General features: G+C 38.8%; 16 protein-coding genes. 10 read left to right on the top strand and 6 right to left on the bottom strand.

Going from position 1 to position 22978, the window contains the following annotated elements; translation table 11 throughout:
* Window positions 1-195: 195 nt before the first annotated feature.
* The gene (locus V7K85_RS08740) at window positions 196-540 is read left to right on the top strand and encodes a beta/gamma crystallin-related protein (RefSeq protein WP_334812766.1); all 345 of its coding nucleotides are present in this window, start codon (window positions 196-198) and stop codon (window positions 538-540) included.
* Between the two features lie 297 nt (window positions 541-837).
* On the opposite strand, the gene V7K85_RS08745 is transcribed toward V7K85_RS08740, so the two are convergent.
* Window positions 838-963, bottom strand: coding sequence for a hypothetical protein (locus V7K85_RS08745; protein WP_334812768.1), 126 nt, complete (start codon window positions 961-963; stop codon window positions 838-840).
* A 375-nt stretch (window positions 964-1338) separates the two neighbouring features.
* On the opposite strand from V7K85_RS08745, the gene V7K85_RS08750 reads away from it, so the two are divergent.
* From V7K85_RS08750 to V7K85_RS08760, 3 genes are all read left to right on the top strand, one after another.
* On the top strand, window positions 1339-1851 hold the full coding sequence (locus tag V7K85_RS08750) for a beta/gamma crystallin-related protein (RefSeq protein WP_334812769.1): 513 nt from the start codon (window positions 1339-1341) through the stop codon (window positions 1849-1851).
* A 236-nt stretch (window positions 1852-2087) separates the two neighbouring features.
* Window positions 2088-4280, top strand: coding sequence for a peptidase domain-containing ABC transporter (locus V7K85_RS08755; protein WP_334812771.1), 2193 nt, complete (start codon window positions 2088-2090; stop codon window positions 4278-4280).
* Between the two features lie 38 nt (window positions 4281-4318).
* Entirely contained in the window at window positions 4319-5821 is a 1503-nt protein-coding gene (locus tag V7K85_RS08760; protein WP_334812773.1) for an HlyD family secretion protein, read from the top strand.
* Between the two features lie 104 nt (window positions 5822-5925).
* Here V7K85_RS08760 and V7K85_RS08765 read toward each other — a convergent pair whose 3' ends face one another.
* From V7K85_RS08765 to V7K85_RS36430, 4 genes are all read right to left on the bottom strand, one after another.
* Window positions 5926-8313: a CHASE2 domain-containing protein gene (locus V7K85_RS08765; protein WP_334812775.1), complete on the bottom strand. Its 2388-nt coding sequence runs from the start codon at window positions 8311-8313 to the stop codon at window positions 5926-5928.
* Between the two features lie 1169 nt (window positions 8314-9482).
* Window positions 9483-10667, bottom strand: a complete 1185-nt coding sequence (locus tag V7K85_RS08770; RefSeq protein WP_334812777.1) for a DUF1822 family protein — start codon at window positions 10665-10667, stop codon at window positions 9483-9485.
* Window positions 10668-10691: 24 nt separating this feature from the next.
* Window positions 10692-11882: a sigma-70 family RNA polymerase sigma factor gene (locus V7K85_RS08775; protein ID WP_334812779.1), complete on the bottom strand. Its 1191-nt coding sequence runs from the start codon at window positions 11880-11882 to the stop codon at window positions 10692-10694.
* Window positions 11883-12911: 1029 nt separating this feature from the next.
* Window positions 12912-13058: a hypothetical protein gene (locus V7K85_RS36430; RefSeq protein WP_442940565.1), complete on the bottom strand. Its 147-nt coding sequence runs from the start codon at window positions 13056-13058 to the stop codon at window positions 12912-12914.
* On the opposite strand from V7K85_RS36430, the gene V7K85_RS08780 reads away from it, so the two are divergent.
* Window positions 13021-13155 carry a hypothetical protein gene (locus V7K85_RS08780; protein WP_334812781.1) on the top strand — a complete coding sequence of 45 codons (135 nt, stop codon included), beginning with the start codon at window positions 13021-13023 and terminating at the stop codon, window positions 13153-13155. The two genes, V7K85_RS36430 and V7K85_RS08780, sit on opposite strands and share 38 nt — an antisense overlap.
* Before the next feature lie 36 nt (window positions 13156-13191).
* On the opposite strand, the gene V7K85_RS08785 is transcribed toward V7K85_RS08780, so the two are convergent.
* Window positions 13192-15507, bottom strand: coding sequence for a GumC family protein (locus V7K85_RS08785; protein ID WP_442940560.1), 2316 nt, complete (start codon window positions 15505-15507; stop codon window positions 13192-13194).
* Between the two features lie 1257 nt (window positions 15508-16764).
* Between V7K85_RS08785 and V7K85_RS08790 the strand changes: the two genes are divergently transcribed.
* The 5 genes from V7K85_RS08790 to V7K85_RS08810 all read left to right on the top strand — a co-directional run bounded on the left by V7K85_RS08790 (window position 16765) and on the right by V7K85_RS08810 (window position 22740).
* Window positions 16765-18126, top strand: a complete 1362-nt coding sequence (locus tag V7K85_RS08790) for a glycosyltransferase family 4 protein (RefSeq protein ID WP_334812783.1) — start codon at window positions 16765-16767, stop codon at window positions 18124-18126.
* Between the two features lie 133 nt (window positions 18127-18259).
* Entirely contained in the window at window positions 18260-18688 is a 429-nt protein-coding gene (locus V7K85_RS08795) for a hypothetical protein (protein ID WP_334812785.1), read from the top strand.
* 253 nt (window positions 18689-18941) lie between these two features.
* The gene (locus tag V7K85_RS08800) at window positions 18942-19664 is read left to right on the top strand and encodes an FkbM family methyltransferase (RefSeq protein ID WP_334812787.1); all 723 of its coding nucleotides are present in this window, start codon (window positions 18942-18944) and stop codon (window positions 19662-19664) included.
* 107 nt (window positions 19665-19771) lie between these two features.
* On the top strand, window positions 19772-21592 hold the full coding sequence (locus V7K85_RS08805; protein ID WP_334812789.1) for an ABC transporter ATP-binding protein: 1821 nt from the start codon (window positions 19772-19774) through the stop codon (window positions 21590-21592).
* The gene (locus V7K85_RS08810; RefSeq protein WP_334812791.1) at window positions 21589-22740 is read left to right on the top strand and encodes an acyltransferase family protein; all 1152 of its coding nucleotides are present in this window, start codon (window positions 21589-21591) and stop codon (window positions 22738-22740) included. Before V7K85_RS08805 ends, V7K85_RS08810 begins: the two co-directional genes overlap by 4 nt.
* Window positions 22741-22978: the final 238 nt, after the last annotated feature.

Consider the following 22978-nt stretch of genomic DNA (forward strand, 5'->3'; position numbering starts at 1 on the left):
ACATAGATTTAGCGTAGGCGTAGCCCGTCGTAGACATCGCTTTGAGTAGGGGAAAATAAATCAAACGAGAAATGCTGATTTTTTCGTTGGTTCTTAACCTTGGTTGTGATCAAGAGTAATTTAGATGCGTTTGCCCTGAGCAAGCCAGCGATTACCTTCAGTTGAAACCCCAATCTAAAATTTTGGAGAGAAACAATGTCTAACATCAACAACCACGGAGTAGATATGAACAACGATGTTCTTTTTCAAGAACTCAGCTGTGAAAAGGCTGCTACCATTCAAGGTGGTTATGCATTAGAAATTTACAGAGATATCAATTTTCAGAACCCAATCTTCTTTACAGATAGTGACTACTCTTATATAGGTAACGCGAGTAATGACCAAATATCCTCAATTAGAATTAACCAAGGAAATTGGGCATTCTATGCAGATGCCAACTTCAAAGGCACCAAAATTACTCTCGGCCCTGGAGCATATCCTTTTACTGGATACCTTGATATTGGTAACGACACGATCTCATCTTTCGAGCGTGAACCGTGAGTTTGACTACAATTTTTCTAGGCATTTTGTCTAGACAGCAAAACTGCCTCAAAGTATGAATTTTTGAGGCAGTTTTGGCAGTGTTCAGTGATATTTGCATATAAGGCGATCGCAATTCCTAGACCTTGCAACCAGTCCAAACGCGCACTTTTAAAAGATATTCAAAATAGGTTTGGCTTACCTCTTTGTTTACCATTTTTTCTTATAACTGTCAACTTGCAGTATCGGCAATGCACAGTATAACACCTCAATTCATCCCTCTATTATGCAACGCCAATGAAGTTCCAATGTCCGCGATCATTCACTGGAAAGGCTACCACTGGGTGGTATTTTCCGAGTCAAATTCGAGTTCAAAGCGATCGCACTGACAATCGCAATTCCTAGACCTTCTAACCAATCCAAACGCGCAGTTCTAAAAGACATTACATTCTCTTATAGAAAAGGGAATTTAGCTTGTCAGCCTCAATCTTGAGTATTAAGTTAGGACTTCTGTTTTGACAAAATAGACAATAAATGCAGTCAATCAAAAAGGAAAAAACAGGCGATGTCTACGGTATTGATCTCTTCAAGTAGCTCGTGACTTTATCCTCGAATATCTAAAACAGAAGGTGGGCTTTAACGCACATAATCAATCTCTTGTCAATGCGTAAGTACTGTAAATATGAGGACAATCAACTTATGCACAAGAGAGGATATTACCAAATTGGCGTTATTGAATCAAGTGAATAGAATCATGTCACTGCTACCAATTAAGAATCAGTCAGGTTAGGAAACCGGAAACAACTCTGATTCCCAACAGTGAATAAAATTCAATCACTGCTACCAATTAAGAATCAGAGTCAAGCCAAACCAGCAATTACCTTCAGTTCCAGCTCCAATTTGAAATTTCGGGGAGAAACAATGTCTAACATCAACAACAGAGGAGATATGAACAAGAAAACATTAGCACAATTGAGTTTCAGCGCGGTGAAGGAACTTAACGATGAGGTGGCTGCTACCTGTAGTGGTGGCGTTCATTACAAGGGAAGCAACGACCCAGATGTAATTTTCTACGACAATTTAAATTTCACAGGGAAGTCTCTACGGCTCAATGCATCGATAAGTGATGGTGATCCCAACATTGGGCTAAATAACAAAGGCAAAGTTAACGGTTTTAACGATCAAGCCTCATCCATTAAGATTATACGGGGTAGGTGGAATTTCTTTGACGACTCAAATTTTAAAGGACAATCTACTGGTATTCTGGGACCAGGAAGCTATTATCTTGGGGCTAATAACAACGTAATCACTTCCGCTTTTCGTGTAGGGTAGATTTGACTTAAGAGCAACCTTAAGAGTGATTTTTGTCTAGAGGGCAAAGCTGCCTCAGAGTATATATTTCTGAGGCAGTTAAATATCCGTATCGCCTTCCAAGTTTTGCGTTGCGGGTTGAAGCTCAAGCAAGAACTTGCAAGCGCTTGCAACTACCTTCTCAGAAAATGGACACCTAGTCAAAGTCGGGGCTAAAACCCCGACCTTTATTCTTAAAATACAATAAGTCTTTAATTATGAAATACCAGGTTGTTCTCCAACACAGTGAAGAGGATTGTGGTGCAGCAAGCCTAGCCACAGTAACCAAATACTACGGACGCTCCTTTGCCCTCAATCGCGTGCGAGAAGCAGTGGGCACGGGAACGCGAGGAACTACACTATTAGGTTTAAGGCGGGGAGCAGAAACCCTGGGATTCCATGCCCGTCAAGTTCAAGCTACCCCAGAACTGCTTGAGAAATTAAATGAAGTCCCCTTACCAGCGATCATTCACTGGAAAGGCTACCACTGGGTAGTATTTTACGGGCTAAAGGGGAAAAAATGTGTGATCTCAGACCCCGCAGTTGGTATCCGTTATCTCAGCTTAAAAGAGTTAATGGCGGGTTGGAGTGGTGGTGTGATGCTGCTGCTGATGCCAGACGACAGCCGCTTTTATGAGCAATCAGAAGATAAAATAGGCGGTTTTGGGCGCTTCATTGCCCGCATCAAGCCCTATCGTAACCTTCTAATTCAGGCGATCGCAATCAACTTTGCGATCGGGCTGTTGTCCCTGGCTTCCCCTTTAATGATGCAACTCCTCACCGATGACGTGCTAGTGCGGGGAGATACCCAATTGCTAACAACAGTGGCAATTGGCGTCATTGCCATGAACCTAATTCAAAATGCCATTGGTTTAGTACAATCTCACCTGATTGGTCATTTTGGTCAACGGTTGCAATACGGGCTAATTCTAGAATACGGGCGAAAACTGTTGCGCTTACCCTTATCATATTTTGAAGCCCGTCGCAGTGGGGAAGTCGTTAGCCGGATTGCTGATGTTCATACGATCAATAATCTAGTTTCCCAAATTGTCCTTGGTTTACCCAGTCAATTTTTTGTGGCTCTGGTTTCCTTGGGTTTCATGCTTTTTTATAGTTGGGAACTTACTCTCGCTTCCGTCGCCGCTTTTGTCATCGTCACAGGAGTAAACCTGCTTTTTCTTCCCGCTTTGCGTCAGAAAACTCGCAGCCTAATCGTTAAAGGTACGGAAAATCAAGGCTTTTTAGTCGAAACCTTTCGCGGTGTTCAAGTCCTGAAAACCACCCAAGCGACTCCGCAAGCTTGGCAAGAGTATCAGACAAATTTTGGTCGGATTGCTAACTTAGGCTGGACAACGATGAAGTTGGGGCTTTACAGCAGCACAGTTACGAGTATTCTTTCCAAATTGACGAATATTGGCATACTCTGGTTAGGTTCTAGCTTGGTGATTAATCAGACATTATCTATCGGTCAACTGCTGGCGTACAGCGGTATGAGTGGCAGCTTTCTTGGCTTTTTAGCTTCAGTAGTCGGGCTAATTGATCAATTTATCACTGCTCAAATTGTCGTTCAACGCTTGACAGAAGTGATAGATGCTACTCCAGAAGATGAAAATGACTTTAAAAAACCTTGGGCAGAAATTCCTGGCAATGCAGATATTACTTGTTCTCAAGTTAACTTTCACCATGCTGGTAGAACTGACCTTTTAGAAAATTTTTCTTTAACTATCCCTGGTGGTCAAGTAGTAGCCTTAATAGGTGAATCTGGCTGTGGGAAAAGCTCGTTAGGCAAATTAATTACTGGTTTATATCAAGTCCAATCTGGTAACATCCGTTATGGCATATACAACCAGCAAGACTTATCTTTAGAATGTTTGCGACAGCAAGTCGTATTAGTTCCCCAAGAACCTCATTTTTGGAGCCGTTCGATTGTTGATAATTTTCACTTCAGTTATCCAAACATTAGTTTTGAGGAGATAGTTATTGCTTGCCAAATTGCTGGTGCAGATGAATTTATTAGTAAATTACCCGATAAATATCAAACTGTTTTAGGCGAATTTGGTGCAAATATTTCTGGCGGACAAAGACAGAGATTAGCTATAGCTAGAGCAATTGTTACTGACCCACCTGTATTAATTTTAGATGAATCCACAGGTGCTCTTGACCCAATAAGTGAAACTAAAGTTTTGGATAGATTACTTAATCACCGTCAAGGCAAAACTACAATTATGATTAGCCACCGCCCTCAAGTTATAAAACGGGCTGATTGGATTGTGTTGCTTGAAGATGGACACCTAAAAATTCAAGGAACTCCAGAAGAATTACGTCAGATTCCCGGAGAGCATTTAAGCTTTATTGATGAGATTTGTCCGGAGAAAAATGGTTTTAAATCTTCTTTAGTTTTTCGGAATTAATTAATAGTTGTTTGCCAGCTTACATATACTCAGCACTTATGATTAGTAACTCTCCCAAAAATTTTTTACCCTTAGTTCAAGACAACGAGTTTCTCCCACCAATCAGCCGTTGGACTACATTTGGCGGACTAATAATCCTGTTTGTGTTGTCGTTAGCTGTTCCGGTGGCTGCGCTTGTTAAATATAAAGTTACGGTCAAAGGGCAAGCTGTTGTCCGGACTACGGGTGAATTGCCAATTGTGCAGGCTGCGACAGAAGGACAAGTAATGCAGATTTACGTCAAAGAAAATCAAACGCTGCAAAAAGGAGATATAATTGCCACTATTGATGACTCTCGACTGCAAACCAAAAAAAACGAGTTGCAAACCAATATTCAACAAGCTAGGTTACAACTAATTCAAACTGTTCCTCAAATTAATGCTTTAGATAATCAAATTCAAGCTGAAAGCGATCGCACCAATCGGACTATCGCCTCTGCTAAAGCTGAATTGAAGGGACGCGATCGCGATCATCAAGACAAAAAAATTACCACGATCACTGAACTCCAAGAAGCAGAAGCCAATATCAAAATGGCCCAAGAAGAATTATATGCAGGGGAAGCACAGTTACAATCAGCACTAGCTAATCTCCACGCGACTGAGGCGGCTTTAGGAGCAGCGACATCAAAGCAGAACCGATATGAAAGTGCCGCCACACAAGGGGCATTATCCCGCGACCAAGTAGAAGAAGTACAGCTGGCTGTCAAACAGCAACAACAAGCTGTACAGGCGCAAAAAGCAACTTATCAGGCACAAGAAAAAACAAATGAACGGCTAAAACAAGCTGTTAATGGGGCTATTGCTAAACGCGCTCGCGCTATTGCAGCTCTCAACCCAAGCAATGCAGAGGTAGCAGTTGCAACTGAACACATTGCTCAAGAAAAAGCCTCTGGGGAAGTGAATAAAGCAACCTTAGAAAGAGAACGTCAAACACTTATAAAGGAGAAAATTGAAACTGAAAAACAATTAGAGCGCCAAGAGAACGAACTCAAGCAAGTTGAAATCGACCTAAAGCAAACTACTATTACGGCTACAGCAGACGGGATTATTTCCAAGCTAAATTTGAGAAACCCCGGTCAAACTCTCCGGGCAGGGGAGGAAGTTGTCCAAATTGTTCCCGGTCATGCACCTTTAGTTATCAAAGCAGCTGTCGGTTCTGAGGAAAAAGGTAAGATAAAAATCGGTCAAAAGGTGCAAATGCGAGTTAGTGCTTGTCCTTATCCCGATTACGGCACTCTCAAAGGCGAAGTAAAAGCAATTTCCCCAGATGCTATTAGTTCCCAAAAAAACGATGCAAATGCTGATACAAATTCTACCCCCAAAGCTACTGCTGTAGGCGCTTTTTACGAAGTCACAATTCAGCCAGAGAAACTTGCATTAGGTCGCACTTCAAAGAAATGTCAAATTCAATTGGGTATGGATGGCAGAGTTGATATTATTACCCGCGAAGAAACTGTACTGCAATTCTTGCTCCGCATGGCAAGGTTAATCACGGATTTGTGACGTTGATAAATGTTTCAATTGACCTCTACGCCAGTGTTACACCTTACTCGTTGCAGCCTCGCTACTTTTACCCCTTCTTATAATTAATAGAAGATAGTTTTACATTACTCAACTAATGATTGTGGAGTAGTGGAAAATTCCCGCCGACTTTGAATAAATATAACTACAACACCACTTGCAACCACAGCAAAAGCAGAGGGAATAAATGGTGTCCATAGCCCTTGTTTTAAAAGAGCGATCGCACAAACTCCATATAAAATGACAACTGTCACAAAGATGGCACATCCCTTATCTGACAGCGAACGAACACGCCAAACAATCAGACTCCCAACTACAGACGAGCCGTATATCCAGAGAATATCGCCCCACCAAGGCAAAACCCAAATAATTGGACGTCTGTCTAAAACTGCGCTCAAAACTTGGCTAACCATTTGCGCTTGTATAAATACCCCTGGTATTTCTTGGTAATCTTGCTGTGCACTACTATAGGGAGTTGACCAAGTATCGCTGACAGTGTTAGCTGTCACTCCAATGATAACTACCTTATCTTTAAGTAGATCAGGATCAACTTTATCGCTCAATATATCTTCAAGGGAAACTCTCTGATAATCAGTATTACGGTAATTGACAAGTATTTGATTTCCGCCTAAATCAACTCCTTGTTGATAACCACCACTGTGATCAGGTTTTAAACGTTTAAACACTTTAGAGCCAAACTGTATATAATCTTCATTAAATTTAGGTTGAATATTTTCGTAGGATAAGTAACGAGCAGCTAATTGCAACGAGAGCGAATAAGGCGTTGTACAAGTCGAAGAAGGCTCTTGTGCCATCATCAAAATTTGGCGACGGACGATACCATCAGGGTCTTGAATTGCATCAGCAAAACCCTGACGTTCTACAGGTACTTCTTTGGGAGGTTTAACACCTTGGGGGTCATATTTACTATCGCGGCTTTTGCAGGTAACAACAACATTCTCTTTACTAATTTCTGTGGAAAGTTTTATTGGTTGTAACTTATTCGGGGGGTCGCCAAAGTCTCTGTAAATATCTAATCCAATAATTCGCGGTTTATCCTTTTGTAATTCCCTAAGTAATGTAGCTAAGGTACTATCCGAAATTGATTTTAGCCCAAGCGTTGTCTCTTGTCGAGATTGAATATCTTTTTCGGTGATTTCAACAATTATTAACCTTGGATCTGGGTCTTCCTTAGGTCGCAGCCGTAGCATTTGGTCAAAAGTTTGCAGTTCAATCTTCTCAAAGACTCCCAAATATCTCAAACCTATTGTTGAAACAGCCACAATAAAAGTACTAATTAGTACAGTCCAAAATTTAGTTTTTGGGGTCGCCATTTTACCTTTTATCGGAACTTTACCCACAAATTTAATATCACCAAAATTGCCAGATAGTTCTTGCCACGTAGCAGGAACAGTTGTAGGATTTTGACAGATCACTGGCAACCAACTGGCGCAAGGAAATTCATTTTCCAATCCCTGAAGTCTTTCTCGTGCTTCTCGCACAGCTAGGTAAAGTGTTTTGCCACCTGCAAAGGCAATAAGAAAGTTTTTTAATAACTCCTGTGCGATTAAATCTGGCACCCCTTCCCGCATTATAATCATTTGGGGAATGTTCAAATCAGCTAAATTTAGTGCCAAACCAATTCCGTCACAAGAATTGAAAATTGCCAGTTTTAAGCCGCGACTAATTGCTGTCTTCAGTGCATTTTTAAGCTGGGAAATTGTTAAACTTTCTGTCTGATTGATGTAAATTTTTCCTATCTCCCCATCAGCAATACTAGTACTATGCCCTGCAAAAAATAGGATATCCCAATCTAGATCCCATAAATGCTCATCAAGTTGTTTACGTGTTGGTTCGACAAGAAACGTAGTTTGGGCATCTGTTAAACCTTGTAACAAAGCGCCGTCTTGCTCAATATCAATACCAACGCTATTGCCTAGAATTGCCAAAATCTTGACTTTACCTGTAGGAGATTTTGGCAATACTTGAGGAGATGCATATTCATGATTGCTTAAAGCTAATTCAGCTTTAGGGTAATCTTTAAAAAAATCCCACAGATGCCAAGGCAACCGATGCATTAGAACTATATTTGTTTCAATAATAATTCTAATTTCATCATCCCGATTAAGTAGAGTCCGCAACTGCCGCTCAATATTCTGAAATGACTCAAATTTCAACCAAGCATTGATATTTGCTTGTAGCTGTTGACACACTTCATCGAAGTCATTCACAGAAATATTGGTTATATCTTGCGAATGCACTTTTATCCGCTGGTTGCTACCCAGGCGTTGATGGATGGCTTCGTAGAGTAACTGCCATCTGTGGTAGAGTTGGCTTAGTTCTGGTACTGCTGGCAGACTCCCTGTTAATTTGACGAGTAAAAATTGGTTATGATGCCAAAGTTGAGCTGTGACAACAGGAAATCCTTTATTTAAATCTCCTCCTAACAAACTGAAAACAACTAGCTTACTCATAAGTCAAGTGAACTCTGCGATTCGTAATTAACTAATGACTAATCAACGCCTATTTGACGCCGCTGGCTCTTCAGAACAAACCCATCTAAAGTATGCAACGATCTGTTCAATCCGCTTGATTGATATAGTAGAAGGTTGAATACAAACAACGCATTAACCTTCTGTGGCAAGTTAATGGCCTAACTCAGCTAACCCAATTACAAACTCATGCAATCAAGTTGGCACAAGTGTGAAATGTATTGTCTAGCTGATCTCTATACCTTATAAAAGTCAACCAATTTTATCGTTTAGAGCGACCATTTGTGTTATCCTTTACTGAACAAAAAACTTAAACTCACATATTGTAGCTATCAGGGCAAACGCATCTAAATATTCAATCCCGAAGCTTAAGATATGTATAGCCATGTTTAATCAATCTCACCAGATTAAAATATAAAATCTTTTGCTAGTCAGGGTTTTGTCTATTTATCTGAGTTTGAGCCAATAATCAATATGCCATTGCTAAATCCCCGACTAATAGCCCTGATTATTCTCTTTTCAGATAAATTAAAGTCAGATAGTGTGAGTTAGTCAACACAATCGCCTAAAATGCTGTGTTTTACAAGGTTTAGAGTGATTAGATGAGCAGTTTTTTGTTCTTTTTCATGACTAATTGCGATCGCTGGATGCACGCATTTGCGCCATAGTTTGAGCAAGGCGGAATTTGTCAACACTATAACAAGGGAGGATTTTAAGGCAAACAAGTGTCTGAACGAATCAAAATGATCATGATTGTGAAGGAAAGTTAGTGGCAGGCGACGGCTACCGCACTTTTAAAGTTTGTCTAGTAAATTTGATAGTGCATTAAAAAAATATTGAATGAAGATCAAGCACAAAATCACAATTGCTGGATAATTTTCGACAATTTAGCTAACGCTTGAATTGAAGATTACACGTGAAACTTTCACTTTTTTCTACAAAAATTTAGTTTTATGTACCCAAGAAATAAGTTTTATTAGTCTTAATAAAGAATTATTCAATCTGAGATAAGCTAATTCATGCTTTGGTATAACAGTTGATTAATTCTGCTTATAATCTTATCAATTTTTAGAATTATCTGGATAATTCTAAAATTTTTGTTAGTTTTTATCAGTAAATAAGATGCGTTTCCCCTGGTTAGCTCTTAATGACTAAATCATAAAATTTTCTGTTATTTGATAATTATTCAGAGCAATCTGGATGCTAAAACATTCTCCCACTTCCCCATAAAAGAGTTTCAATTGCACGTAGATATCTTGAACTCTTGCTTGTACTTGTTGAATTATCTCCCCTTGCTCTGAAAGTAGAACTAGCTTGATATTAGCAGGCAGATAAGGTTCATTACAAGCTGGATGTAGCTGCACGCGAAGACTAACTTGTTGGTTTGCCTTTGGTATTAAGGCAACTAATAAAATAACTTTTTGAGCCTCTATTTCCATTCCCAAGTCAATCAGCTTGGCGCGTTTGATAGCGGCAGCATTTAACCCAGAAAAACTGCGGAAATTAAAAGCTAGACTACTGGAGTTTGGCTCAAAAAAAGTTTCTATAGCTTGCCAAGAAGCATCGTAAATCTGTTCTAGCCAACGACTGAAATTCACTTGTACTTGGGAAAATTGCGCTCGTTGTCGCTGTTGATATAACCATTGTCGCCACTGTTCATTCTCTAGTAGCATTCCCCAGATTATAAATGGTACTGCGAGTCTAGGAAATGTTACAGAGTAATTACTTAACCGTTGCACAAGATTTTCTGCTTGAGTAGTCGATAATTCTGGTAGTGGAGCGATCGCAGCTTTCATCTTCTCTCTTCCACAAAATTGGTAGGTGATCCAAAAAGCATTAAGGTCTTTAATTAAGTGCCGTGCATCTATACAATAAGTCCTATCTACTTGGTCATAGTGTGCCAATGATTTAAGTTCTTTATGGGTTATGTAGCCCCAAATTCTTACCCACTCGCCATCTGGTGTGACTTGTACTGGTAAATAATAGTCTGCTGCCCAAGTAGAAATGTCTACCCATTCTTGAGGAACTTCTAACTCGCTATCATCAATTGCCTCGCTAGGAATTAAAACGACTCGCTTTTCCTTTAACAAAATTGCTGTGCCATTGACAAATTCCCAAAAAGCAGGAATACCAGGGGAACTGTACCAGATACTTGCTTCCGGAACATATTCAGTTTTTACCCAATTCAAAAACGCATGAAGGCAAATTTGATTCATGTAAGCACGCCAGCGACTGCTAGGTGTGGCGTAAATTTGGCTTTCTTGCCAAGAACTTGTCTGTAATAATGGTGATATTTCTAACAATAGTTCCTGCGGTTCTGTAAAAGCAGAAGTCATTTTACTACCTCATTTTTCATAACGTCAGCTAGATTTGCCATACTTAACTTTCAACCATTCTTCCAAAGCGGTACTCATATCTTTAACTAGGTTGGAAGTTACAGAAATATTAAGCGTGTCTTGGCTCCATTGAATCAATGTTGCTAGCAAGGATTCTCTAGCTTTAAGGAGTCGGCGAGAAACAGTAGGCTGACTCATTTGTAGACGTTGTACAATCTGTGGCTGAGTCAGCCCCTGTTGGTAGTAAAGTTTAAGTATTTCCTGGGTTTTAGCCTCAATATTTTGTAAAGCTTTTAACAATATATCTTGAATCTGAAATTGTTGATTTTGTTGGTTTTGGGCATCCTCTTGGGCTATCATCTCAGTGATTAATGAGTCAGAGGATAGATCTGGCAAATCAAGAGTTGTCATGCTGTCATCTTCTGATATCGTTAAATTTAAAGAACTAACAGGTGGATACAGATAAATACGCACGTAGATAGCTGCCTGGGTTAACCACTGTTCAATTTTCTCAGTAGCGCATTCTGGAGTAGGTTGAGTTAATTGATTTTCTTGTTCGCGGTTGTAGAGGTTGGCAATAGCTTCCCAAAGTTGGGGTTCTGGTTCTGGTAGTGACTTTGTGCCTCCTGGTTGGCTTTGCACATAAAGTTCTTTGAAACAAGTCCAAGCCAGCCGATATTGGGCAATTAGAGTAGGTGATAATCCTGCGTGATCAAGAGCTTCTAATAACTGCTTTTTGCTTACTTTGCGTAACAATGCCCAATTTGTGCAAATATCAGTTTCCTTGCGTTGACGTAAAATGTCTTTTAACCGACTAGGAATTGCCATAGTGCTATAGGCTTTTAAACTAGAGCATTTTTCTGGATTAAAGTTTTTAAGAATTGTTTCGATTTCAGCATTCGCCATTTGAAAATAATCTGCTAGGCTGTATTGACTATTTGTAAATTTCCCAATTGTTTTTTTGGCAGCCCAATAATTTGGTTCTTGTAAATAAGCAGACAGATGCATTTTAGCAAGACTATTAGATTGCTCTCGCCAGTGCTTGTACCAATGTAACGCCCAAAAGTTTTCTGAGTTAGGGACGAATGGTGAAGACTCCAAACAAGTTTGGATACTTCGATGCAGTTTGATATCAATCAACCATTTGCTGAATCTGTCTCCTTCCAACTCAACGAAGGTTGAGAACATCTCCGTAATTTCTTGGCGAGGACGCATAAGCAGTTAAAAATTTAAATTGATCCGAACTTCAGCAATTATCAAATAGATATTTTTATTTAGCTTTTCACATCATCAAGCTAGATTATAGACATCTTACAGTATGAGCGGCCTCGGTAGGCTAGCTAATAGGCTTATCCGTAAATGGTAAATGTACATGGTAAAAGGATTTCAGGGATTATAAGGGAATGTGCGATGCCTGCGGCGGGCTGCGCCTACGCTAGACTAGATATACGCAAGAATAGGGCTATAAAAGGGACTCTTTACTGGGGATTAGGGATTGGGGATAGGCAGTCAAAATCGAAAAATGTAAGCTAAATTACATCTAGTTTGGATAATCTAAAATTGTACATTTCTTGGGGGGTGCACGACACGAGCGTCCAATATCTGCTTTGGTTTTTGTGGAACAGCTTAGTAATGCATAATCTCTTTGTTCAATTCCAGGCGATGCCTGAAATGCCATAAAAACTTTGATAGTACATATGCTCATCTTGAAAGGGCTGATTAAGTAGGACTTACACACTGTACAAATTAACCATAATATGAATTACGGTTTTTGGTCGTTTCAGGCGCTTCGCATCAAGAAAGATTTATTCGCAACATAAGCACAGGCGTAGCCCGTCGTAGCGAAAAGTTGGAGCGGCGGCTGACGCCGTTAGCGCCACGCAAAGCGAGTCTGCGTACCCCTTCTCTTAAGTAAGCTAGCAAGAGCGGCTCGTAGAGAGCGTCTGTGTTAGCGCAGCCTCTTCGACGTAGCGAAAAGTGTATTGCGTCGTTTCCCGCCGATAGGCAGCGTAAAGCCTTCTCTTTTCCTTTGAAGACGCTGTTCGCGTTCGAGAGGCTTGTCTGCGGCAACGCCAAAGGCGAACTGAACTTTTCAAGACAGGAGCGTCACTTTTCAAGGCAGACATCGCCCTTGTGCTAAACACGGCTGAAATACCCAAATCAAGTATAGTATTTATGTACTATGCTTAAGTCCTAATTAAGAACGCACAAACCAGATCGCCGTCAATTTTAACTGTCAGTCAGCTAGCTGGCCATGCCGATCCGGCTACAGCACAAAAATATGATTTGCGTTCTGAGGTTGACAAGCGCCAAGCTGTTCAGTTGCTGCACGTCCCCGGTGAGAGCTAACAGCATGGCAATATCGCCAACCGTCATTCGATTGCCTGCAATTCGCGGCTTCCCGCCTCTAACTCCTGGTACCTACCACGCAGTATTTTGGAAAAAAGCGATGCCTGCGGCGGGCTGCGCCAACGCACTTTGGTTGTAGTTAGCTAGTGGTAGTGCTGACGCGACTATTTATTTTCTAATAATAACTATTGGTGGTACTTTTATGAGCATTAGCAACTATGCCTAATATATTCAACCGAGAAATTTTCAGATTATCTAAAGCTACTTTTAACATCGAGGAATTTGTTTTCTCAATCCTGACTACTATCAAAAGCCCATCAGTGTGGGGTACTATCAGGCTAGCATCGGCTAATCCCACCAAGGGAGGGACATCATAAATCACTAAGTCAAAACTGTTATGGAAATCTGCCATTAGTTGCTTCATTTTTTGAGATGAGAGCAACTTTGTGGGATCGGGTGGTATTGGGCCAGCTGTGATTACAGATAATTGGCTCATGGAAGGTAGTTGTCGTATTACTTCTCCCACTGGCAAGTTTGTAGAAATTAAATTACTTAATCCCCATAGATTATTTAAAGCTGCTCGGTCGTGAATTGTGGGTTTACGAAGATCAGCATCTACAAGTAGGACTCGTTGCCCCATTGCTGTAGCTATTTTAGCTAGATGGAGGGCAACTGTAGACTTACCATCACCAGCCATAGCTGAACTAATAACTATAGAACGAATCGGGTGATCGGAACTGAGTAGTTGAATATTGCTATAAAGTACCCGTAAAGCTTCTGAAAAGTTGGTAGAAAAGTAATCATACTCATTATCTGGTAAAACAGCCAACCCAGCAACTCCCTGAGAAAGAGAATTTTGTATATTTGCTAAGGGAAATTTCTGATTAATAGTCCGGTTTTTCTTAGTTGTAACTTGCTTTTCAAAAGGAATATTTCCTAACAATGGCTGTTTGACCTTTTTTTTCAGTTCATCAATAGTATGGTAGGTATTATCTAGCTTTTCTACAAGTAAAACAATACCAATTCCTGAGAGGATACTTGCAACCAATCCTAGTATCAAATTGCGTTGAGTAGAAACAGAATAAATAGGACTATCTGGGGTAGTTGGTACTTTAAGGAATTGCCAGCCAATATCCGATTGGGAGATTTCAATTTGGATATTTTCGCGGGTTGACAGAAATCGATTTAAACTTTCGGTAGCAATCTGTAATCTCCGCTGTAAATCAACATATTCTCGTGCCAAAACTGGTAGTTGCTCGCGTTTTTGTGCAAGTTTTTGTTCGATTTTGGCAAGTTCTTGGTTTTGTACTTCTAAGGTTTGAAGCTGTGTCGCTGCTTCGGCAAACTTCACATCCAATAAGCGCGTTTTCTCTTGACGTAGCAAAGGTAAAAGACTAGCTCGTTTCTCTTTTAATGTTTGAATGATTGGATTCTCTTCTTGCAAACGAGTTGATTCTGTAGCAATCTGAACATCAAATTGGCGTATTTGAGTAATCAACTGTTGATATAAAGGAGCATTATTCAGCGTTGTCGTTAATCCATTTTTTCCTTGTAGGATATCATTATTCAGGGTTGTCGCTACTCCATCTTTTCCTTGTAGGATATCATTATTCAGGGTTGTCGTTACTCCATCTTTTCCTTGTAGGATAGCATTATTCAGCGTTGTCGTTACTCCATCTTTTCCTTGTAGGATAGCCAAATTAGCACGAGCTTGGGCTAACTGTAGATCAATTGCTTGTTTTTGTTGAAAGAAATCAACAGTTTGTGAAGCAATTTGCGTTACTTGGGTTTCTGGGTCGTTAAAATTGTACTTTTGTCGAAAAAGTTGCAATTCTTTTTGGATCTGATCGACCCGATTTTGTATAAATGGCAATTGTTTTTCAATAAACTGAACCCCTTGACGTAATTGGGTTTGCCTCTTTACTTGACTATAGTCTAAGTAATTTTCTGCTATTCGCTCTAGTACAACTTGAGTCTGCTTTGGATTGCTACTTTGATAACGAACTTCTATAATCTTGGTTTCTCCTAACCGATTAATCTTTAATGATTCGAGAAGAGAATAATAGTTTATTTCTGGATAGGAGGCTTGCAACTGTTTAAGAGTGCTTTTCATCAGTTCAGGACTCTTAAGAACCTGAATTTGACTTTCATAATCTAGACTAGACTTTTGTACATTAAAATCTTTGACAACATCTATAACTTTGCTGTCATTATTTACAGGTTCTACAGGTTCTACCAGTAGTTGAAAACTGCCTTCATATTCTGGGGGCTTCCGGTTTACCACCAAGTTAATCATTACAAGTGTCATTACAGCAATCGTTACACTTGCCATGAGTAGCCAGCGTCGCCGTAAAATACTTAGAAATTCTTGAAAGTTCCAGTCATCTTCTTGTTCTTCAGCCCATGGAACAGGTTGATTTTGAGGAAATGGAGGCACAGAGTTATTACTGCGATTAGAATTTGAGTTTTGAGAAGGATAATTCTCGATCATATGTTTAATACTTGGTAATACATTGAACAGGAGCAGTAGAAAGGCTTTTGAAAGTTTCAGTTAGGCAGTTTGAATTTAAGCAATAATATATACCAAATATATAATATTTAGTTTATATCTATTTGATGAAAGCTCAGTATTTATCCTTAAATTTAGTCTGTAAAGATTTTGTAAAAATGTAACCTTTGGTCTCTGCTCACCCAAAGTATAACAATAGAATTTAAACATTGACAGAAAACACCAAATATCCAGTACGAGTTTTAGCTATTCAAACTTGATTTTCGACGTTTTATCAGCGATAGCCGGGTTTGACTATGCCTGGGCTACTTATCAAAGGATGATTAGTAAAAGCCTGAAACGCCCTATATTCGTTATAATAGTATATATGTACTAATTAATTTCTACAGTGCATAAGTCTTAAAAATATTGATATTATAAAAGTTTTGCGATAATATCTTTTAAAATATTAATTTTTTATAAAATATTGATGAAGTTTTGGTCTTCTGGATTTAAACATGATACCGTGTTGGGCAGCGGATATTACACGTAATAAATCAAATACAGCCTAAAACAAAATCTAGGATGCACAAGATTAGCTAAGTAATTACACGTATTAATTTAGTGTTGTCATTTAAGTAGCTTCTCGTAGAAAAGCTTTGCCACAGGGTGCGTAGGGGAGCAGCGCGATTTTGTTATATTTGATTTTTCTTATCAATAAAATTGGTTTATTAATAATAAACTGAGCAAAATTCCCGTTTTTTTAGTGTTTTTACTGATGCTATTAGCTTGAAAAAGTTTTTAAAGTGACAACGTGACAATATTTGTTGGTTCTCACTTTTTCGCGTTGCTCCCGTGCGTAGTGCCCCAAATTAAAGAAGAATTCAGGAGTCAGAATCAAGACGGTCTTTTACGAGACGCTCTTGCTAGCTTGCTTAAGAGAAGGGGTACGCGGACTTGCTTTGCGTGGCGCTATCAGTGGGGGATTCAAACCCGCCACTACGAAAGTTGACCACTAAATATATAGATTTAGTGGGGATTGTAAACCCCTTTATTCATCCCAAAGTCTACAAAACTCAGGCTTTATTCTGACGACTGACACCTTTGTTTTCTCTTGGTAAAGCATCTCACTCCTGACGATAGATTAGATTTCTCGCTTTAATTTTTTTCGCTCAAGGAGACTTTAATATATAGCTTTAATATTTCAAACATTGAGTAAATAAACAAGCATTTTTCTACTCTAGACTAGGAACATAGCTGATGAGAATTAATCAACTTAATGAATGGATTAATCAAAAATTATTGCAATCGATTTCTACTGAGTTAGATGTAAGGAATGAACCTTTTGTAAAAGCTCAAAAATCAATTAAATTGTCTGTAGTCACCCAATTTTTTCCCCCAGATTATGCTGCTACAGGGCAGTTGCTGGAAGAACTAGTGAAACAGTTAGGGAAGCAAGGGGTGGATGTTGAAGTCTTTACAAGTCAGCCAGGATATGCGTTTAGCTCTCATACGGCCCCAGCAGTTGAATGGGCTGACCAAATCAGAATTCAGCGATCGCGCACAGCCCAACTCTGGCCGGGAAGGATTCGTGGTAAAGCTGTTAATGGGGTACTATATACCTTACGTGCTACGCTCTATCTCCTGAAAGCTTGGCGTCGCAACAATATATTACTACTAACTACAGCTCCTCCGTTTTTGCCAGTTATAGGATATTTGGCTTATTTATTGTTCCGATTGCCCTATGTGTGTATACTCTATGACCTATACCCTGATATTGCGATCGCACTAGGCGTAATTTCAAAAGGTAATTGGCTAGTACGCTTGTGGCGTGGGATCAACAAACAGGTTTGGTTAAAGGCTAAGGGGATTATAGTACTTAGTCCGGCGATGAAACAACAGGTAGTAGCGCATTGTCCCGAAGTAGCTGATAAAATTTCTATAATTCACAGTTGGGCAAACCCAGAAGTGATTGTGCCGATTGCCAAGCGAGAAAACTGGTTTGCTTGGAAGTATAATTTAGTTAACAAATTTACCGTACTCTATTCTGGCAATATGGGTCGCTGCCATGACATCGACACCATGTTGGAAGCTGCAAAACAACTACAAGATGAGCCAATTCAGTTTGTCTGTATTGGTGGTGGTGCTAAACGCGAAGAATTAATCACGGAAGTAAATCAGTTAGGGCTGAACAATTTTACGTTTTTACCTTATCAAGATCAGCAAGTGTTACCCTATTCTTTAACAGCTTGCGATCTATCACTAGTGAGTGTAGATGCAACTACTGAGGGTTTAGTTGTTCCCAGCAAATTTTATTCAGCTTTAGCCTCTGGGCGACCAATAGCAGTAATTTGCTCACAGACTTCATATCTTAGAGAACTGATGTCTGAAGCCAACTGTGGTGGGACATTTGACAATGGAGATGGTCAAGGTCTAGCGCAATTTATTCGCTTTCTGAGTCGAGATCCACAAACAGGAGAGCAGATGGGCAAAGCAGGTCGCCAGTATTTGCGATCATCGCACTTTACACCGAAAGTTATCTCTCAACAATACTTAGATGTTTTGCAACAGGCGCTATTGTCTGATGAGATCAGAACCATGTCTGAAAGTGAGGTAAAGTAAGCGTAAGCATATTGGAGTTAATTGAGTATTTTTGCCGTATTTTTTCGGAGTTGGGCTTTGATGGTCTTATTGATCTCAGTCCCTCCAACATAGCCTTCCTTGCTCATAGTTTTTGTCTATATAGGAGGTGAAATTGCAGAGAAGGTGTGACCAAAATCGGAAACGTTCCAAGCGACGGGCTATTTATTGCCCCATTCATAGCTGCTATATCGATAGCGTCAGTCAGAAATATAAAATGTTTGCTGACCAAGCAGGTCAATTACAGCAACGAGGGATAAGTCGGCGGAATGCGTTGATGTTAGTAGCTAACCAAACCGCAGTGCCTATAGAAGGGGAATGGTTAGAAGCTTTTTGGTGCGAAAAGTGTCAGAAAACAACTTGGTATCACATTCGTAAATGTGATGATCGTAGTTATGAAATTTCGGTAGCACCACAAGAACTATGGCAGCAAGTAACGGGAGTGATTGATTCTCTCGGAAACCCTTCTGTTGGGGAGTTTACTCGTAGGAGCGCCAGACAAGTTGGTTATCAAGGTCTGAATGGTTTCCAGTTTGTGAGTTAAACCTTAAGAATTGTTTGAAAAGTCTACCGTTGTATCGATATCCCTCCTAGTCACCCTTTTTAAGAGGGGAAAAACCTTCTCAAAGTCCTCCTTTTTAAGGAGGATTTAGGAGGATCTAAAGTTTTGGAGCGAAGAACAAGCTGGGATGGCAGGCAAAATATAAGATGCAGGATGTGGTGCTGATGATGGAAGCAAGGCAATTAATTAAAGCAAACTTCCAAGATTTAACAACTTATATTACTTGTATTGCTAAATGAGTTTACCATTCTTTCTTTACAGACGTTTAGCTCGTTGGATCACTTGCGAGTTTAATTTGCAAAATCAATTCAAAGTTACACTTAAAAATAAATATGAAATAGCTAGCTTTAAAGATGTTTTTTGCCATCCATTTTACTGGCAAGTATTTCAATGGGTTAATAGCTCTCCAAAATTAGTAGTGGACTGTGGCGCACATTGTGGTCATTTCAGTATTTTGGCAGACATTTGTTTTCAGACTAAGTTTGGTACTTCAGATACCGAATATATTCTTGTTGAACCCAATCCATATCTTTTACCAATTGTCAAAAAAAATATATCAAATGCTGGTCTAAGCCACCGAGTTGAAATTAAGCAAGGTCTTCTAGGAGAAAAAGATGGTAGCGCAACACTTTGGATTAAACCGCAGAATTATTTGGCTACGAATATGCAGTACAGCCAAGGAACAAAACCTTTCAATATTTCTTTCATTGATTTGCAAGAAGTAGTGGGTAAAAGAGTCATTGATCTGATGAAGATAGATATTGAGGGAGGTGAGTTTGCCTTTATACGTTCCCATATAGATATCTTCAAACAGGTAAATTTAATTTTTATGGAATTGCATAATGCCTCTGAAGAACTTCATCATGAAATCTTTGATTCTTTAAAGTCAGTAGGACTAAACTTAGCAGTTGAGCCTGTAGAGGCTAATGGACAGAAGCTTCTAGTCTGGCAACGCTGATAAATCAAAAATTTCAGACTTTAGTTAAAGCTATCTAACTCCCTAGAGCAGACAAAACAAAATTTTCCTAAACTTTATGACAATCAAATATCGCTAGCTATCAAGTAATGCTGCAAAATAAAGCTATTAGTATACTTATAAAATTAATTATTGATCAGCGATATTTAGCAATTAAATCTTTGATATTAGCATTGTTTACCTCTGTTTTAGAAGGAATTTCCACTCCTGTTGTGATGCTAATTCTTCAAGAATTGGGGGGTGGTTTATCTAATATCAGTCAATCACCAATAATTGTCAGAAATATAGTTGAACTATATGCCTTTTTTCCTAAAAGTTGGCATTTGCCAATATTGTTCATCAGTCTACTGAGCTTAACAATTATTAAAAATATTTTTTTATATTTTTCAAATATTAATATTAATAATTTACAACTCAGAATTGGAATTTTACTTCGTAAAGTTTGCATTGAACGCTTTTTAAAACTAGAAGTATCATTTTATAATCGATCAAATATAGGGACTTTATTAAGTTTCGTAAATGAACAAGCCCAACGCAGTGAAACTTTATCTTCTCAAGTGATAGAAATCATTAGAGAAATACTGATGGTTTTTATACTTTTAGTTGTACTTATTGGGTTATCACCTGTATTAACAATAATTAGTGTAATAAGTTTATTAGTAGTATCTTTGCTCTTCAAAGCAGTGCTAAATTCTGTTAGAATTTATGGACGTAAAGCGGCTAACTCTATCGACGAATTTTCTTCATTTATTACAGAGTTGCTGAGTGGAATTCGAGTAATTAAATCGTTTAAGTCCGAATCAAGGGAGCTAGAGCGTGCTGACAAATATTTAACAAACCGTTATGTGGCAGAACTAGGAGCTTTTAAATATAATTCAGCAATAGTTCCCCTGACTGAAACGGCAGGAATTACCCTACTGTTGTTGCTTCTTGGTGTAGGTTCAAACCTAGTTTCTGCCACAGGAGGTGGGGGGTTACCCTTATTGTTAGCCTATACGTATACATTATTGCGAATGATACCGCGAATTAATCATCTTAATGGTTTACGCTCCCAACTAGCATTACTATCAGGTAGTTTAGAAGTAATTAATGATTTTTTGTTATCTACAGATGAACTACATTTACCAGATGGCCAGAAGCCATACAGAGGTTTGACATCTGGAATAAATTTTGAAAATGTTAGTTTTACTTTCGCTGCTAATTCAGAACCTACCCTGAAAAGTATAAGTTTTCCTGTTAAAAAAGGCACAATAACCGCCCTTATTGGTTCATCAGGTAGTGGCAAATCAACCCTAGCCGATTTAGTGATGAGATTTCATGATCCTGATTCTGGCAGGATAAAAATTGATGGAATTGACTTACGAGAATATCAAATTGCTTCTTGGCGAAACTCTATTGCAATGGTAAGTCAGGAAACATTCTTGTTTCATACTTCAATTCAGGAAAATATTGCTTATGGTTGTCCAGATGCGACGAAGTTAGAAATTATTGAAGCTGCAAAAAAAGCTTATGCTTATGAGTTTATTCAGGAATTGCCAGAAGGTTTTGATACTATTGTGGGAGATCGGGGTGCAAGGCTATCTGGTGGACAAAGGCAGAGAATAGCGATCGCCAGGGCAATTTTGCGCGACCCAGACATATTAATTTTGGATGAAGCAACTAGTGCATTAGATTCAAATTCTGAGAGGATTGTTCAGAGAGCAATTGAAGAAGTCAGCCGCGCTCGTACTGTAATTGTAATTGCTCACCGCCTTTCTACAATTGAGAAAGCTGACAAGATTATTGTTATGTATAACGGTAGAATTGCAGAGCAAGGAACGCATGAAGAACTACTAGCACTTCAGGGTGAGTATTGGTCTTTGTATAAATCTCAAGTATCTATTAAAGAGCAAATTATTCAATCAACTTGAAATCAAAAATTTCTATGACATCTACTAGCCTGTCTTACCAAGCACGCTTAAACTCCATTGATGCTTTAAGAGGTTTAGCTGCCCTCACAGTTGTTTTCTACCATGCTCGACCTATGTTTTGGGTTGGTTTGGGGGAGATATGGAAGCAATATGGTTTGAGTATAGATATTAATTCTTGGTTAGGCTATGCTACAGCCCCTTTATACTTCGGTGGTCTAGCTGTAAATCTATTTTTTATAATTAGTGGTTACTGCATCCACCGACGAGGCGCACAGCAGTTAATCTCTGACTGCAAAACTAGCTTAAATCTCAAACAGTATGCAATCCGACGTATCTGGAGAATATACCCAACTTACATAGCTGCTTTGTTAATTACCGCTTTAGTTGATACTTATGTAAGAACACATTATCCAGCGGAGGTTGATTCTAGACAGAGCAACTCATTATTTACTTTTATTATGAGCTTATTAGCTCTACCAGGGCTAGCAGCACCATATTTTGGAAGTAACACAGTTTTCTGGACTTTAGCTCTGGAAATACACTTTTATATAGTTTATCCAATACTTTTCTATATTTCTCGTAAATATGGAGTGGTAAAGACTTTAGCTCTGACATTTACAATTAGTCTAATATATATATCTGGTGATTTTTTACTGAATTTATCGGATTTACTTCCTTATCGTGGCTCTGGTAATCCTATTTTTTTACCTTTTTTGTTTACTTGGACTTTTGGATTTTACCTGGCAGAAGTAGAAGCAGGACGTGCTGCACTCCCTAAAAGATATTGGCTAATCGCTACTTTAGGAGTAATTATTGTTCTCATAGCATCTTTATTTGAACTTTCTAGCCTAGTAGCTTTTAGTTCTACATTGCCATTGGGTGGTTTATTGTATTGGAGCATAAAACCTCAAGGAAATAAATTTTGGAGTTGTAAACTAGGAAGTTTATTTACTAAACTTGGTCTTTTTTCTTACTCACTATACGCGATACATCGACCTGTTTTATTATTTATTAAAATCTCTGTAGCTCCTTTGGGAGAAAGATTTCTTACCTTGATTCCTACACTTAGTGCATCTTCACTAGCAGTATTAGTGGCATGGTTTTTCTTTCTCTTAGTTGAAAAAAGAACTTTAAAACCGATTGGGTAAGTTAGACATAAAATTTTTTATATTCACTAACTGTTATATTAAGTTATTAGTTAAACATAAAAATTGGATTTTAAAATCAAGCTTAGAATACCTAAATTACTAAAGGTTACCAAAATTTTAAAAAATTCTGTTTGTTTTTGTTTTATTGCAATATTTGCAGCTTTTTTACAAATTAATTTAGATCCCAAGTTATGAATATTTCAAAATTTTATTAAAGTGAAATCTATTATTGACATAT

Source organism: Nostoc sp., assembly GCF_036917615.1.
Lineage (GTDB): Bacteria > Cyanobacteriota > Cyanobacteriia > Cyanobacteriales > Nostocaceae > Nostoc.